Annotated in this window: 15 protein-coding genes and 2 pseudogenes; 9 read left to right on the forward strand and 8 right to left on the reverse strand. The window is 72.1% G+C overall.

From position 1 onward, the window contains the following. The first annotated feature begins 131 nt into the window (after positions 1 to 131). The 3 genes from OO48_RS41175 to OO48_RS13365 all read left to right on the forward strand — a co-directional run bounded on the left by OO48_RS41175 (position 132) and on the right by OO48_RS13365 (position 1,731). Complete coding sequence (locus OO48_RS41175) at positions 132 to 317, forward strand: hypothetical protein (protein ID WP_051732090.1); 186 nt, start codon at positions 132 to 134, stop codon at positions 315 to 317. Between the two features lie 98 nt (positions 318 to 415). Beyond that, the gene (locus tag OO48_RS41180) at positions 416 to 706 is read left to right on the forward strand and encodes a hypothetical protein (RefSeq protein WP_051732091.1); all 291 of its coding nucleotides are present in this window, start codon (positions 416 to 418) and stop codon (positions 704 to 706) included. A 164-nt stretch (positions 707 to 870) separates the two neighbouring features. After that, positions 871 to 1,731: a universal stress protein gene (locus OO48_RS13365; protein WP_033215539.1), complete on the forward strand. Its 861-nt coding sequence runs from the start codon at positions 871 to 873 to the stop codon at positions 1,729 to 1,731. 126 nt (positions 1,732 to 1,857) lie between these two features. Here OO48_RS13365 and OO48_RS13370 read toward each other — a convergent pair whose 3' ends face one another. Then, positions 1,858 to 2,088 carry a hypothetical protein gene (locus OO48_RS13370; RefSeq protein WP_033215541.1) on the reverse strand — a complete coding sequence of 77 codons (231 nt, stop codon included), beginning with the start codon at positions 2,086 to 2,088 and terminating at the stop codon, positions 1,858 to 1,860. 615 nt (positions 2,089 to 2,703) lie between these two features. Between OO48_RS13370 and OO48_RS13375 the strand changes: the two genes are divergently transcribed. Then, positions 2,704 to 4,497, forward strand: coding sequence for a YVTN family beta-propeller repeat protein (locus OO48_RS13375; protein WP_063830670.1), 1,794 nt, complete (start codon positions 2,704 to 2,706; stop codon positions 4,495 to 4,497). An 82-nt stretch (positions 4,498 to 4,579) separates the two neighbouring features. Beyond that, positions 4,580 to 5,032: an IS5/IS1182 family transposase gene (locus OO48_RS13380; protein ID WP_033215543.1), complete on the forward strand. Its 453-nt coding sequence runs from the start codon at positions 4,580 to 4,582 to the stop codon at positions 5,030 to 5,032. A gap of 697 nt (positions 5,033 to 5,729) precedes the next feature. Here the strand turns inward: OO48_RS13380 and OO48_RS13390 are convergent. Beyond that, complete coding sequence (locus OO48_RS13390; protein ID WP_033215545.1) at positions 5,730 to 6,305, reverse strand: TetR/AcrR family transcriptional regulator; 576 nt, start codon at positions 6,303 to 6,305, stop codon at positions 5,730 to 5,732. Between the two features lie 91 nt (positions 6,306 to 6,396). Between OO48_RS13390 and OO48_RS13395 the strand changes: the two genes are divergently transcribed. After that, positions 6,397 to 6,843 carry an anthrone oxygenase family protein gene (locus OO48_RS13395; protein WP_033215548.1) on the forward strand — a complete coding sequence of 149 codons (447 nt, stop codon included), beginning with the start codon at positions 6,397 to 6,399 and terminating at the stop codon, positions 6,841 to 6,843. 467 nt (positions 6,844 to 7,310) lie between these two features. Here OO48_RS13395 and OO48_RS39245 read toward each other — a convergent pair whose 3' ends face one another. Then, complete coding sequence (locus tag OO48_RS39245; RefSeq protein WP_245194625.1) at positions 7,311 to 7,778, reverse strand: LysR substrate-binding domain-containing protein; 468 nt, start codon at positions 7,776 to 7,778, stop codon at positions 7,311 to 7,313. Positions 7,779 to 7,841: 63 nt separating this feature from the next. Beyond that, a complete protein-coding gene (locus OO48_RS39250; protein ID WP_209439471.1) occupies positions 7,842 to 8,207 on the reverse strand; it encodes a LysR family transcriptional regulator in 366 nt (121 codons plus the stop codon). 100 nt (positions 8,208 to 8,307) lie between these two features. Here OO48_RS39250 and OO48_RS13410 point away from each other — a divergent pair, with 100 nt between their 5' ends. Continuing rightward, on the forward strand, positions 8,308 to 8,667 hold the full coding sequence (locus tag OO48_RS13410) for an SDR family NAD(P)-dependent oxidoreductase (RefSeq protein WP_033215636.1): 360 nt from the start codon (positions 8,308 to 8,310) through the stop codon (positions 8,665 to 8,667). A gap of 24 nt (positions 8,668 to 8,691) precedes the next feature. Here OO48_RS13410 and OO48_RS13415 read toward each other — a convergent pair. Next, positions 8,692 to 9,938, reverse strand: a protein-coding gene (locus OO48_RS13415) for an IS3 family transposase (protein WP_245194626.1) whose coding sequence is annotated in 2 segments (ribosomal slippage) — positions 8,692 to 9,659 and positions 9,659 to 9,938 — 1,248 coding nt in all. Because the reading frame shifts where the segments join, the coding sequence is not laid out codon by codon here. Positions 9,939 to 10,016: 78 nt separating this feature from the next. Beyond that, a pseudogene (locus OO48_RS34405) lies at positions 10,017 to 10,427 on the reverse strand (hypothetical protein); the annotation flags it as partial. A gap of 238 nt (positions 10,428 to 10,665) precedes the next feature. On the opposite strand from OO48_RS34405, the gene OO48_RS35130 reads away from it, so the two are divergent. Further along, a complete protein-coding gene (locus OO48_RS35130) occupies positions 10,666 to 11,856 on the forward strand; it encodes a hypothetical protein (protein WP_051732092.1) in 1,191 nt (396 codons plus the stop codon). Between the two features lie 136 nt (positions 11,857 to 11,992). On the opposite strand, the gene OO48_RS38885 is transcribed toward OO48_RS35130, so the two are convergent. Further along, a complete protein-coding gene (locus OO48_RS38885) occupies positions 11,993 to 12,169 on the reverse strand; it encodes a hypothetical protein (protein ID WP_167346442.1) in 177 nt (58 codons plus the stop codon). A 575-nt stretch (positions 12,170 to 12,744) separates the two neighbouring features. On the opposite strand from OO48_RS38885, the pseudogene OO48_RS41185 reads away from it, so the two are divergent. Beyond that, positions 12,745 to 13,102, forward strand: a pseudogene (locus OO48_RS41185) (helix-turn-helix domain-containing protein); the annotation flags it as partial. A 264-nt stretch (positions 13,103 to 13,366) separates the two neighbouring features. Here the strand turns inward: OO48_RS41185 and OO48_RS13445 are convergent. Continuing rightward, positions 13,367 to 13,687 (reverse strand): hypothetical protein, encoded by a 321-nt coding sequence (locus tag OO48_RS13445; protein ID WP_157845443.1) that lies wholly within the window; start codon positions 13,685 to 13,687, stop codon positions 13,367 to 13,369. Positions 13,688 to 13,886: the final 199 nt, after the last annotated feature.

Genomic DNA, 13,886 nt, shown 5'->3' on the forward strand with positions numbered 1-13,886 from the left:
ACCAACGGACCAGCGCCGTACGGGGCCGCGCCCCGGATCCTGGTCCCGGGCCGCCCGTCCACCGGACGGAGCTCGAACCCACCTCGGCCAGGGCTTCCTGACGGGTCGGCAGCGCACGCGAGGAGACCGCCATGACGTCCACCGCGGAACCGCCCCGCACCCCGATCGACACCCGCACCGCGGGTCTCGGCCACGAGCCCGCCGGGCGCGCACTCGCCGCCGCACGGGTGGCCCTCGGGCTCGTCTTCCTCCGGGCCTTCCCCGACAAGGTCTTCGGGCTCGGCTACTCCACCAGGTCCGAAGGCGCCTTGGTCTAGGACGGCTCGCCGACCAAGGGCTTCCTCAGCCACGTCGCGGCCGGTCCGCTGCGGTCCACCTTCCACGCCTGGGCCGGCCGTGGGCGGACCGGTTGTTCATGCTCGGCCTACTGGGCATCGGCGCGGCCCTGGTCGCGGGCGTGGCGCTGCGCCCGGCGGCGGTGGCGGGAACGCTGCTGCTCGCCATGGTGCGGACGGCCGAGTGGCCGCCGGCCCGGCACCTGGCCGGCGGGGCGCCCAGCGGATCCGACCAACCCGGCCGTGACCACCACCTGGTCTACGCCCTCCCGCTGGTCGCCCTGGCGGCCGCGCGGGCCGGTGACCGCCGGGGCCCGGGCCGGTGGCGGGCCGCGCGGTCGGTGGTCCGGGCCCGCAGCCGGCTGCGCTGAACACCCCGCCGACGCCGCCCGGCCCCCACACCAAGTCCCGCTGCGAAAAGGGACCTTGGACCTGCACGAAGGACTGTCGGGCCCTGGGGGGCGCCCGCCGCGAACAGCAGCATGGAACCCGGAGGCGGGACACCGAATCACCGCCCGACGGAAGGGGAACGGCCATGGCCCACGGAATCGTGACCGGGTTCGACGGATCAGCGCGGTCCGAGGCGGCGGTCGGCTGGGCCGCCGCCGAGGCGGCCCAGCGGGGCGAGCCGCTGCGGATCGTCCACGCCTGGCCCTGGCTCGGATCGGCCCGGACCGACCGGCCGGCGGCGGCGCCCCGCCACAGCGCCCTGCCGGAGCTGGACGAGGCCGCCGACCGGCTGCGCGACGTCCACCCCAGCCTGGACGTCGTCACCGAGGCGGTGGCCGACGACCCCGTCGACGCCCTGCTCGCCCGCGCCGCCGACCACCGGCTCGTCGTGCTGGGCTCGCGCGGCCTCGGCGGTTTCGCCGGCCTGCTGGTGGGCTCCGTCGGCCTGGCCGTCGCCGCCCGCAGCACCACCCCGGTGGTCCTGGTGCGCGACGCCGCGCCCGCCGCCTCCGGCGACGGTACCGGCCGTCCCGAGATCGTCGTGGGCGTGGCGGGCGAGTCCTCGGCGGCGGTGCTGGAGTTCGCGTTTGCCGAGGCCGAGCGCAGGGGAGCCCGGGTGCGGGCGGTGCACGGGTGGGAAATGGTCCCGTTCTGGACGGCGGCGGGCTGGGTGCCGCCGCAGGAGGACGTCGAACTCCGGGGCGCCGAGGTCGGGGACGCACTGGCCAAGGCCCTCGCCGCGGTCCGGGCGGCGCACCCCGACGTCGAATCGGTCGCCGAGACCAGGACCGGGGGCGCCGCGAACGCGCTGGTCGCCGCCTCGGTCCACGCCGACCTGGTCGTGGTGGGCCGCCGTGAGCACCGCCTCGGCACCCGTCTCGGCGCGGTCGCCCACGCGGCGATCCACCACTGCACCGCCCCGGTCGCCGTCGTCCCGCACGCCTGACCGCCGGTTCGGCACGGGCTCGGTTCCCGCCCCCACCGACGGCGTGCGGTGATCCGGCGGCCGGTGACGGACGCGGACGATCACGTGGGCACGGGGCGTTCACCCGTCGGCGGGCCGGCTGCCCGCTCACCCCAGGGGGCGGGGGAGGCCGGTGCAGGGGTGGGGCTGCGGTTGCGTGAGCAGTCTGGTGTACCGCCGGATGGTGGCGCCGGCCTCTGCGGTGCAGCGGATCTGGACGAGGCCGCAGGGCTGGTGGACCAGCCGGAGCGAGCCTTCCCCCCGGGACTCGGCCGCGAAGAAAGTCGCCGCGGCCTTGAGGATCCCGTTCGCCCGCTTCAGCTCGGCGATCTCCTTCACCGCCCTGATCTGCGCGGACTCCCCGTGGTCGTGCCCGGGCGCCGTCCGGAGTCGACCTGGCCCCGGCGCGCCCAGTTGCGTAGCGTCTCGGCCGAGCCGATGCCCTGCTTCTCAGCGACGGACCGCAGCGCGGCCGAGTCGTTCGGATGGTCACCGAGGACCCGGCGACCATGCGCACCGTACGACGGCGCAGCTCAGGCGGGTAGAAGAAGGACGTGCCATGACTCGATTCCGTCACGAAATCGAGTTCCCACCGAACCCGGGGCGGTTCAGTCAGCTTGTGCGCGAGGTCGGGGCGGCCGTCCGCTGGGACGCGCTCGTGCAGCCCGTCGACCAGGCCCCGCATCGCTGAAGTGCTCCGTGGTCTCCGCGTGACCGCGGGGCGGTTTTCGGTCGTTGCGGGGGCGCGGACGGCGGGATGCGGTGTTCGGGTCCCGGGCGGTGGTCGCGGCCAGCATGCTCGTTGGCGGCGGGGCTTTCCCGTCGGTCAGTTGGGATGTTCGGATCGTCGCGGGCTTCTTGCGGTGGCGGTGACCAGGGCCGCCGGTGGGGGCCGCGCTCACCTGTTCCGAAGTGGCCGGCGCGGGCGGACACCGAGATGGAAAGAGGCATCCCATGTCTTCGCGTTCCGTTTTACGTCCGGCCTCCGGCGGGTGGCGCCGGCGGGTCACCGCGCTGGCGGCGTCCGCGGCCCTGTTCGTGACCGGGTTGGTCGCCGTGGCCGCCCCGAGCGCGCAGGCGCTCGCGCCGGCCCCGGTGGCGTACATCGCCGATCTGTCCGACAACGTGGTGCGGGCGGTGGACAGCGCCACCAACACCGTGGTCGCCACCATCCCCGTCGGCGGCAGCCCGACCGGGGTCACGGTCTCTCCCGACCTGGCGCACGTCTACACGGCGAACAGCGGCTCCGGCTCGGTGTCGGTGATCGACACCGCCACCAACGCCGTCACCGCCACCGTCGCGGTCGGCTCCAGCCCCATCAAGCTCGCGGTGTCGCCGGACAGCAGCACCCTGTACAGCGCCGACTTCGGCGCGGACAGCGTCTCCGTCGTCGACACCGCCACCAACACCGTGACCGCGACCGTCCCGGTCGGGGACGGCCCGTTCGGCATCGCCCTGTCCCCGGGCGGTGCCCGCGCCTACGTGTCCAACAACAACGCCAACACCGTCTCGGTGATCGACACCGCCACCAACGCCGTCACCGCCACCGTCGCGGTCGGCGCCAAGCCGAACGTCATCGCGCTCACCCCGGACGGCACCCACGCCTACGTGACCAACCAGAACTCCGGGTCGGTGTCGGTGATCGACACCGCCACCAACGCCGTCACCGCCACCGTCGCGGTCGACTACGGCCCGTTCGGCCTCTCGCTGTCCCCGGACGGGACCCGCGCCTACGCCAGCAACGGGGACAGTTCGGTCTCCGTCATCGACACCGCCACCAACACGATCGTCGCCACCGTCGGCGTCGGCCGCGGCCCGTTCGAATCCGCGTCCACCCCCGACGGCACCCACCTCTACGTGCCCAACGGCTACGCCGGCACCGTGTCGGTGATCGACACCACGACCAACACCGTCAGCGCGTCCTTCCCGCTCGGGTCGTTCCCGTACGCGATCGCCTTCCCCCACCCGAGCGCCCCGCCGGCCGCCGACCTCGCCGTGACCGTCAGCGACTCCGCCGACCCCGTCCACCGGGGTGACCCGCTCACCTACACCACCACCGTCACCAACCACGGCCACAGCGGCGCCACCGGTACGACCGCGACCCTCGCCCTCTCCGGCGCGGCGACCACCATCGCCTCGGCCACCGCCTCCCAGGGCACCTGTGCCGTCACCGCGCCGACCGTCACCTGCACCCTCGGCGCCCTGCCCAACGGCGCGTCGGCCACCGTCACCGTCGCCGTCACCACGGGAGCCACCGGCACGGTGACCGCGACCGCCACCGCGACCGCCACCGAGGCGGACCCGGCCCCCGCGAACAACACCGCGAGCCAGTCCACCACCGTCAACACCCCGCCGGCCGCGGACATCGCCGTCGACGTCGCCGCGCAGCCCCACCTGGGCATCCTGGTGCCCTACCTCACCTACACCCTCACCGCCCGCAACAACGGCCCCGCCCCGCTCACCTCCGCGACCGTGACGGCCACCCTGCCGCCCGGTGCCACCGCCACCAACCTCTCCGCCGGCTGCACCACCACGCCCGGCACCGTGACCTGCACCTACGGCACGCTCGCCAACGGGGCAAGCGCCGGCAAGTCGTTCCAGTTCCCCCTGCACCTGCTCTCCCTCGGCTCCGTCCACGTCACCGGCACCCGCACCGCCTCGGCCCCCGCCGACCCCAACGCCGCCAACGACAGCGACACCGCGACCTGCACCGTCGTCACCATCCTCCTGGCCACCTGCTCGGGCTGACCCGACACCACCACCCGGCGGGCGGGCACCAGTTCCGCCCGCCGGGGGCCGCCCGCACAGGCGTCCGAGGTACCCGTCGGACATGACCGATGCGGAGTGGGCCGTCGTGCGCGACGCGATGCCCGTGCCCGCCTGGCTGGAAGGCCGCGGCGGGCAGCCGGAGGGCTACTGCCCCCGCCAACTGGTGGACGCGGTGCGCTACCTGGTCACCGCGGCCTGCGTCACCGACCGCGAGGCCAGCCGCACTCTGCTGGCCCGACTGCGTCAGCGGCGCTGGCGCATCACGCTGGTGCGGGCCGACGGCGGTTACACCGGACGCCTGGTCGACCTCGCCCGTGCCGCCTGGCGGATCGTGCTGACCGTGGTCAAACGCAACGACGCCACCGCCGGGTTCACCGTGCTGCCCAAGAGGTGGCTGATGCGCTCACGCCGCCTGGCTCGCGACTGCGAGGCCGGCACCGACACCTCCGAGGCGATGATCCGGTGGTCGATGAGCACGGTCATGAGTCGCCGGCTCGTCCGGCGAGCACACTGAACACCCCCGGACGATTCTCGATCAGCCAGCCCCGCGCGGCCAGGCGCTCGACCTTCGACCGCACTCCCTCCACCTTCGCCGCGACCACCTCCAGACCGAGTGCCGCAGCGAGCCGCCGACAGTCCACCTCCTCCCGCTGCCCGCCAGGACCTCCACGAGCCGTCGGTGGTCCGGCGCCAGCGAGACGAGATCGAGCCCTTCCCGCCAGGCGGGAACCACCGGCCCGGGCACCGCCCCGGCGACCCGCGCAGGCCGTTCACCGGCCACCCCGACCGACAGCGGCTCCTCGCCCGCAGGAGGTTCCGCCAGGACCTCGGCCACCGTCTGACGGGTGATCACGAACCGTTCCCACGTGACTTCCGCCTCTCGCAGCTCGGCCCGCAGAACCTCCATCCGCTGCCGTGCAGCACGCTCGCGCTCCTCCAACAGCCCCACCACCGACGGCATCCGGCACCTCCACCGACGAGACGACACCCCGTCCCTGCCGCCGAGGCCCCGACGCTACGCCTGACCAGCGGAAACACGCCCGCCGCTACCGGGAAGACAACGGCTTCTCAGCGGAGTTCGACGGGTCGGGCTCTGTCCGTGGGCGGCTTCGTGGTCGTGTTGACGGGGTGGTGGGCCGGTAGCTGGGCGGGAGGGGCTTCGGCTGTCCTGTCGTCCTGTCGTCCTGTCGTCCTGTCGTCCTGTGGGTGTGTCAGGTGGTGGCGAGTCGGCTCACCAGCAGCTCCAGCCTCTGCTCGGCTTCGGCCGGCGGCAGTCGCCCCGCCCGGGTCAGGGAGGCCAGTCCGTGCAGGGCTGCCCAGAAGGTCTCGGTGAACAGTCCGGGGTGTACTCCTCCGGCGACCTCGGCGAGGGTCTCCATCAGGGCGGCGAAGGCGTCCTTGAGGGGTTCCGGGGTGTCTTCCTGCGCGTATGCGAGGCCGCCGTCGAGTTGGAAGATGGCGTCGTAGACGGCCGGGTTGCGTTCGGCGAAGTCGAGGTAGGCGCGGGCGAGGGCGGCGACCCGGGCGCGGGGGCCGTGGGCGGCGGAGGTCGCGGCACGCACCGCCGCGGCCATCTCGGTGGCGCCCTGGAGGGCGACGGCGCCGATGATCTCGCGCTTGCCGCGGAAGTGGCTGTAGAGGACGGGCTGGCTGTACTCGATGCGCTCGGCGAGCCGGCGGGTGGTGACCGCGTCCCAGCCCTGCTGCTCGGCGAGTTCGCGGGCCGTGGCCACGATGAGGTGCTCGCGGGAGGCGCGCTCGCGTTCCTTGCGTTCCTGTACCGACATGACTCGATCCTAGCATCGCTAGACAAGGGAGCGATATTAGGTCTAGCGTTACCACGTCACCTAGCAATGCTAGATCCCAGGAGGGGCCGTCATGTTCAAGGCACTTGAGGTGTTCACCGTCGTCGTCGCCGGCCTGATGGTGGGGGTGGAGTTCACGGTCGCCTTCATCGTCAACCGGATCCTCGGCGCACTGCCCGAGGACAGCTACCAGCTCGGCCGCGCCCACGGCGGCCGGATGCTCGGCGCCCTGATGCCGTTCTGGTACTTCACCTCCCTCGCCCTGAGCGCCGTGTGGGCCATAGCCGGATGGCACCGCTCCGGCGCCGGCCTGGTCGTCACCGCCGCCGGGCTGCTGGCCCTCAGCGTGGCCATGTCGATCCTGCTGCTCGTCCCGATCAACAACCAGAGCAAGGCGTGGACCCCCGAGAACCGGCCCGCGGACTGGCGGGAGCAGAGCGCCCGCTGGGACCGCTACCACTACGCCCGCGTCGCCGTCCTCGTCGCCGCCTTCGCCCTGCTGGCCACCGCCCTCGCCTGAGCCCGCAGAGCGGGACGGGCAGACAGCGGCGAGCGGTCAAAGCCCGGCGAGGCCGACCAAAGCCCGGTGAGACAGGTCACCGGTCCGTGCTGCGCGGCCCACGGGCCCTGGCGCTGCCCGCCCCGACCCGCGGCGCCCTCGCCCTCGCCGTCGGCGTACTCGTTCGAGTGCTCCATCCCGAACAGGGCTTTGCGCACCAGTCAGGTGCAGACGTTGCGTCCGTATTCCACGCGGCTCACCTGGAAGTCGTTCGGCCGGTCGCGGCGGAGCTCCTCATGCCGCGCACCGAAGGGGTCGACCGCCTCGTGGAGCGTGCAGCCGCACGCGTCCGTGATCGCGTCGAGTGCCAGGACGATCTGAAGCAGATGCCGCCGGCGACCACGTGACCGCCGACAGCGGCTGCTGATGCCGCGGTAGGGCGGACGCCGGGGGCGCGTGCAACGCCGGTCGGGCACGGCCCCCGTCCGTCACGGAGCCAGGGTGACGGGGCCGAGCCCGGCGGCAGTGCGGGCGAGGGCGTGCAGGGCGGGGTCGTCGGTGGCTGAGCGCCAGGTGAGGGCGAAGCGCAGCGGCGGGGCGTCGTGGACCGGCAGGAAGACGATCCCCGGGGGCCGGTTGTAGCGGGCGGCGATCTCGCCCAGCGGGTGGACGCAGCGCCCTGCGGCGACCAGCGAGAGGATCTCGTGCAGGGTCCGCGCCCTCGGCCCGCGCGGCACCCGCCGACCGAGCGGGGTGCGCAGCGGCACCATGGCGTCGACCCAGTACGCCGGGGCGTCCGGGCCGAAGTCCGCGACGTGGTTGTCCGCGAGGTCCTCCAGCGAGGCGCTGCCGCGCTCGGCCAACGGGTGGCCGGCGGCTACCGCCAGAACCCGTCCGGTGATCAGGACGGTGGGGCCGACGGTGAGGTCGGGTTCGGCGACCGGCAGCCACAGCACGTTGGCGTCGTGGTCCCCGCTGCGCAGCGCGTTGAACGGGTCGCAGCCGTTGACCTCGGTGAACTAGATGTCGCCGCCGGGGTGGGCGGCCCGGAACGCCTCGACCAGCGGCCGCAGTTCGTACCCGGCATGGCCGAACACCCCCAGCCGCAGGGTTCGTTCCGCACCCGGACCGGCCGCCCGAGCGCGGGCCAGTCCGGCGTGCAGCAGGTCGACGGCCTGCTGGAGGTCCTCGCGCAGCCGTCGTCCGACCGGGGTGAGCGCCACCCGGCGGCTCGTGCGGTCGAACAACTTCACGCCGAGCCGGCGTTCCTGAGCGGTGATCGACTGGCTGACCCGGGCCTGCGAGACGTGCAACCGCTCGGCGGTCCGACCGAAGTGCAACTCCTCGGCCAGGGCCAGGAAGATCTCGATGTCGCGCAGCTCCATCCATAACCCCCGTGTTATCGATAGGTCCACGGACCGCCCGTTGTTCCGCTGCTGACCTGCCGAGATGCTAAACGCATCACCACGTGAGAGGACAACGGAGATGCGACGGACCTCGGTACTGGTCACCGGAGCCAACAAGGGACTCGGCTACGAAACCGCCCGTCGGCTCGGCGAGTCGGGCTGGACCGTCTTCCTCGGCTCGCGCGACGAGGAGCGCGGACGGGCCGCGGTGGAGAAGCTGGCCGCCGAGGGCGCGGACGCGGTCCTGGTCCCGCTGGACGTCACCTCGGACGAGTCGGTCGCCGGAGCCCTGCGGCTCGTCCGGGAGCACACCGACCGGCTCGACGTCCTGGTCAACAACGCCGGCACCCCCGGCCGGATCGTGCCGCCCGCGGACAGCACGGCCGAGGAGGTCCACGGCGCCTTCGACACCAACGTGTACGGGGCGATCCGGGTCTGAACCGCCCCGGGTTCGATAGAGACCTCAGCTTGTGGTTGTGACCTGTGGTTTTGCGGTTGTGAGGCGGTAGGTGTTCTCGTATTCGACGGGCGGGACGTGGCCTATCTCACCGTGGAGTCGGCGGTGGTTGTACCAGTCGACCCACTCGGCGGTGGCGAGCTCGACCTGCGACAGCGTGCGCCAGGGCCGCCGGGGTTTGATCAGCTCCGTCTTGAACAGCCCGATCGTGCTCTCCATGAGGGCATTGTCGTAGGCGTCGCCGACGGATCCGATGGAGGCGGCGATGCCGGCGGCGTCGAGGTGCTCGGCCAGGCGGAAAGATGTGTACTGACTGCCCGCGTCGCTGTGATGTATCAACTCGCCCCGTCCGGGCGGATATCCGTCGCGGTCGCGCTGCCACAGGGCCATTTCCAGGGCGTCCAGGACGAGCCTGGTCCGCTTCGTGGTCGCGGCGGACCAGCCGACGATGCGACGGGAGAAGGTGTCCACGACGAACGCGACGTAGACGACGCCGGCGAACGCCGCCACGTGGGTGAAGTCCGCGACCCAGCACCGGTTCGGCGCCGAGGCGACGAAGTCGCGGTCGACCAGATCGGGCGCCCGCGCCGCGGACGGGTCGGGGACCGTGGTCACCACGCGCTTGCCGCGGACGGCCCCGGTGATGCCGAGCTCGCGCATCAACCGCTCGATGGTGCAGCGGGCCACCGTGTGGCCGCGGCGGTTCAGCTCGCGCCAGATCTTGCGGGCGCCGTAGACCCGGAAGTTGTCCTCGTACGCTGCCGTGATCAGATCCTTCAGCTCCGCATCCCGGACCGAACGGGCGGAGGCGGCAAGGTTGTTGAAGGCGTAGTAGGTGGAGGGGGCGATGCTGCAGCCGTGCTCGGTGAGCACGCGGCAGATCGGCTCGACACCGCCGAAGTGGCCCCGGTGCCCGTCGATGAACGCTACGAGCGCAGATGTGGCCGGTCGAGCTCGGCCGCGAAGAAACTCGCCGCGGCCTTGAGGATCTCGTTCGCGCGCTTCAGCTCGGCGATCTCCTTCTTCATCGCCTTGATCTGCGCGGACTCCTCAGTCGTCGTCCCCGGGCGCTGCCCGGAGTCGACCTGGTCCCGTCGGACCCAGTTGCGCAGCGTCTCGGCCGAGCCGATACCGAGCTTCTCCGCGACGGCCCGAAGCGCGGCCGACTCGTTCGGGTAGTCACCGAGGACCTCGGCGACCATACGCACCGCACGACGCCGCAGCTCAGGCGGGTAGGAAGAGGGACGTGCCATGACTCGAATCCTTACACGAAATCGAGCCTCCACCGAACCCGGGGCGGTTCATATGTCGGTGTGGTCGGGTCTGCAGGGGTCCAGGTCCAGCCCGTCCGGAACCTTCACCGGCTGCCCCTGGGAGGCGATCAGAAGGTGGATACCGTCGACGGGGACGCGGTGCGCGACGTCCGAGCCGAGTCTCACCATCTGCCAGAGCGAGCAACCGTCGACCCTGGTCGCCACGGGGAGGGCGCATGCCTCGCAGGCCATGTTGGGCCCGTCGACCTCGTCGACGCCACAGCAGGCACCGCCACGCTTCTCGGGAATCAACCGGGTCCCACGGATATCACCGGGCGCAATGACACTGGCCCCGGGCACGCCGTCGGACAGGGCATGGACTGGCGGGTAGATGCCGCGTGCCTCAGCCTCGCCCGGATCAATCTCGTCCCACAGCCGCCACGGCCCTCCCCAAGGTTCCGGGTCCACGGCAAACGTCCCGGATTCCATGAGCGCCGGAAGCTGGGCCCCGTTCCCGTACTGCTAACGGGCGTGTACCGGCAGTGAGACCTGGGACAAATGAGTAAGCCGTAGCGGGGCAGCGCCGAAGGCGCCTGCCGCCTGTCACAAGCTCGACCACCGTCAAGCGACCGAAGCGACCGAAATTTCAGAGGACGGCATGTGAGTTGATATCCGCTTTCGCACGAGGTTGAGATGGCTGCTCCGTCGGACCAGCGAGAATGGCCGGATGGACGGACTGGGTGGGGCGCTGGAGCGGGCAGCTACGGACGGCGATGTGGTGGACGGCTGGCTCCGAGGGCTGGCGGGCAATCAGGTGCTACCGGTGGAGGTGCTGGCCCGGCTGCTGGAGTTCGACGAGCTGCCGGCGTCGAGCCTCTGGCTCCGGAGCAGGACCTTGGATACCGCAGCGACGGAGCTGCTGGTGGCTTCGCCAGAGGTCCAGCACCGGTTGGACGTGACGGAGAACGCGACGGCGGACGTCGAGGTTCTGGCCCGGCTCGCGCAGGATCCGGAACCCCAGGTCCGGCTCGTGTATGCGGTCATGCTCTTCGAGTACAAGCGCCGTATCCCCGCGGGGGTGCTGGAGATCCTGGCGGAGGACCCGAACCCGAAGATCCGGCGGATCGTCGGCGAGAGGGAGAAGCCGCCCGCCGCGGTGCAGGAGCCACCGATCGTACTGACGGCGGATCAGCGGGTGGCGCACCCGGATCCGGCGGTGCGGATGAAGGCCGCCGCTGATCCCGAGGTACCGACCGTCCTCGCCCTGCGACTGGCGCAGGATCCCGAGAACGACGTCCGGCTCGCGGTGTCGATGCGGGAGGAGCTGACGGAGGAACAGCGCACCGTGATTCCGTGTACGGTGTGGCAGCACCTCTGGTCGCCGCCGTCCTGGATCGCACGGCAGGCGCCCGATCCGGAGGCGGCCCGCCGGATCGCGAGGTCGGCGCACGTGGGGCTGCGGCGGGTGCTCGCGGCTCAACCGCACCTGGCGCCGGACGTGGTGGCCCTGCTGGCGGCGGACGAGGACGAGTGGGTGCGGCGCACGCTGGCCGAGCGGTGCGAGGACGCGCCGCACGAGCTGCTGGTGGAGCTGTACGCCACGGTGCAGGACCGGTATTGGTCGGGGTACCGTCGCCACCGCAACTTCGCCCGGCCCGGGTTGGCCCGGTTCGCCGAGGACCCCAACCCGCGGCTGCGGCAAGCCGCGTTGGACGACCCGGAGGCCGGGCCGGAGCTGGTGCTGCGGCTCGCCGACGACCCTGAGGTGGGCGGCTGGGCGGTGCGCGACCCCAGGCTGCCCGCCGACGAACTGCTCCGGCGGCTCACCCTGCCGGCCCATGCCTTGGCTGCCGCAGGCAATCCGGCACTGCCGGTTGCGATCATGCACCTCCTGCTGGACCTCGCCCGGGCACACTGACCTGCCGGACGCTCGCCCCGTACCACCGTGGAGCGCAGGGCCGCGAAAATCGCGAGCTTGAGATGGCGGTACGTGAGCTGATGCCCGGTTCGGTGTTGCGGTTGGGGGGCGGGCCGGTCCTGGGCTTGCCGGGGGGTCAGGATCGTGGCCTGGTGAACAGTCCTGGCTCGCTCTCGGTCGGAATTCCGCGCCCGGTCAGGCGCTTCAGTTTGATGCGGGCGTTGTTGATGTTGTTCGGAATGGAGCCCAGGTCCATTGCCTCGCATACGTTCCGCGCGCGTAGCGGGGCGTCGGTTTCGGCGAACACGGCCATGATCTGCCGGTAGGCGGGGCCGTCCGGCAGGGCCGGAGTCGGTGTGGCCGGTGCCGGAGGCGTTTCGTCGGGCAGTTCCAGGAGTGTCCTGCGGGTGATCGTGATGTGTTCGGCGGCCTGGGCGAGTCCGTTCAGCAGCGTGGTCAGCTGTTCCGGTCAGCCGACGGGACCTCACGCCGCTTATCGCCCAGTACACCCGGGGCTCGGAACTGGCCGGGCGGTGCTCGTAGTCACGGACCAGCCTGCGGCGCAGCACCAAGATCCCGTTGGTCTGCTCCGCCCTCCAGCGGATCGGCTGCGGGATGGAACCTCGGCCGACCAGGTTGCGCTCGACGATTTCCACCGCGATGCCCAGGCCGGCGCCGTGGTCGACCACGGCCTTCTTGAACCCCTGGTCCACCAGCGCCTTCGTCACCGTCGAGGTCCCGCCGACGACCTTGTCCAGCGACGCGGTGCCGAAGGCGTTGTCGTGGACGGAGGCGGCCAGCACCACCACGGCGATCATCAGGCCCGGCACGTCAACAGCCGGCCCTCGCTTGCGGCCCGGCACCTTCTTGGCGGCGTCACGTCCGGTCGTGGCCGCGGGTACTCCGGCGGCGGCACGCAGGCTCTGGGGCCGCAGACTCGCGGACCAGGAGGGCCGGCAGTTACAGCGGATCCTGCGTCGGGGCAGCACGAACACGGTGCGCCACCGGCGGGCGACGATGTTGCCGGCCTCGGCCGGCGGGAACCGGGTTCCGGTGATCGCCCAACTGGTCCGGGCCGAGGAGGACGCGGGGCGCGACGTGGTCCACCGTTCGACGAGACCGGCCCGGCCTGCCTGGACCCTCGGTGGGCGGGAGGCCGTCCTGCCTGCTCAGTCCTGGCGGCGAGGACTTCGTCGTCCGGGCGGTCACCACCCGCCCGGCCAGGTTCGGGCAGCCCTTCACCCGCTGATCCGTCCGCCGCTCGGCGGCCATGACCCCTCCGGAGTGCCCGCCCGCGGCTCGGACCTGCCCCTTGTGGACCGCGGCGAGGTCGGTCACACCCGCGGCGGCGCACGGCGGCCACCGGCCGCCCACCGCCGGACGGCCGCCCCCGGACGGCTGCCCCGGAGCCGCCGCTCGGTGGCTCCGGGGTAGGGATGGGACGCCGATGTCGCGCAGCGCGGACGGTTGCCGCCTGGCAGCGGTCTCCTCGGCGGTGGCCTGGTGCTGGTCAGCAGTGGGTGCGCGCCTGCTCGATGCCCGGTTCGGCACGGTGGATGTCGAAGGTGGTGGAGAACGTCTGCCGGGCAGTGGCGAGTGTGTCGGCGAGCGGCTGGTACTTCGGGTCCTCCAGGGCGGCCACCCGGGCCAGCTCCGCGGCCGTGTTCAGCCGGCCCACCGCGACGTCCCAGGAGTGGTCCGACGAGCCACTGGCCGGTTGGTCCGGCATCCGGTCGGGCAGCATCCGCACCAGCGTGCAGGCCAGTTCGCCGTCGCTGCTGACCTGTCGGTCGGCGGACCCGGTCGAGCTGCAGGCAGCGAGGGTCAACACCGCTGCGATCAATGGAACAAGACGTCTCATCATGTGCTGATTCCTTCCCCCGGTTGGACGCGCCCGATCACCTTAGCTTGACTCTGTCGGGGATCTTGGAGCTTTCCCGGTGCGTCCATCTGACCAGCGGGCATGCTCGGGGCTGATCGAAGACCCTGTAGTTGTTGAGGTGTCAGTTGTCGCTCCGTCTCCGTTCTGG

This window comes from Kitasatospora phosalacinea (genome assembly GCF_000716545.1).
GTDB classification, from domain to species: Bacteria; Actinomycetota; Actinomycetes; order Streptomycetales; family Streptomycetaceae; genus Kitasatospora; species Kitasatospora phosalacinea.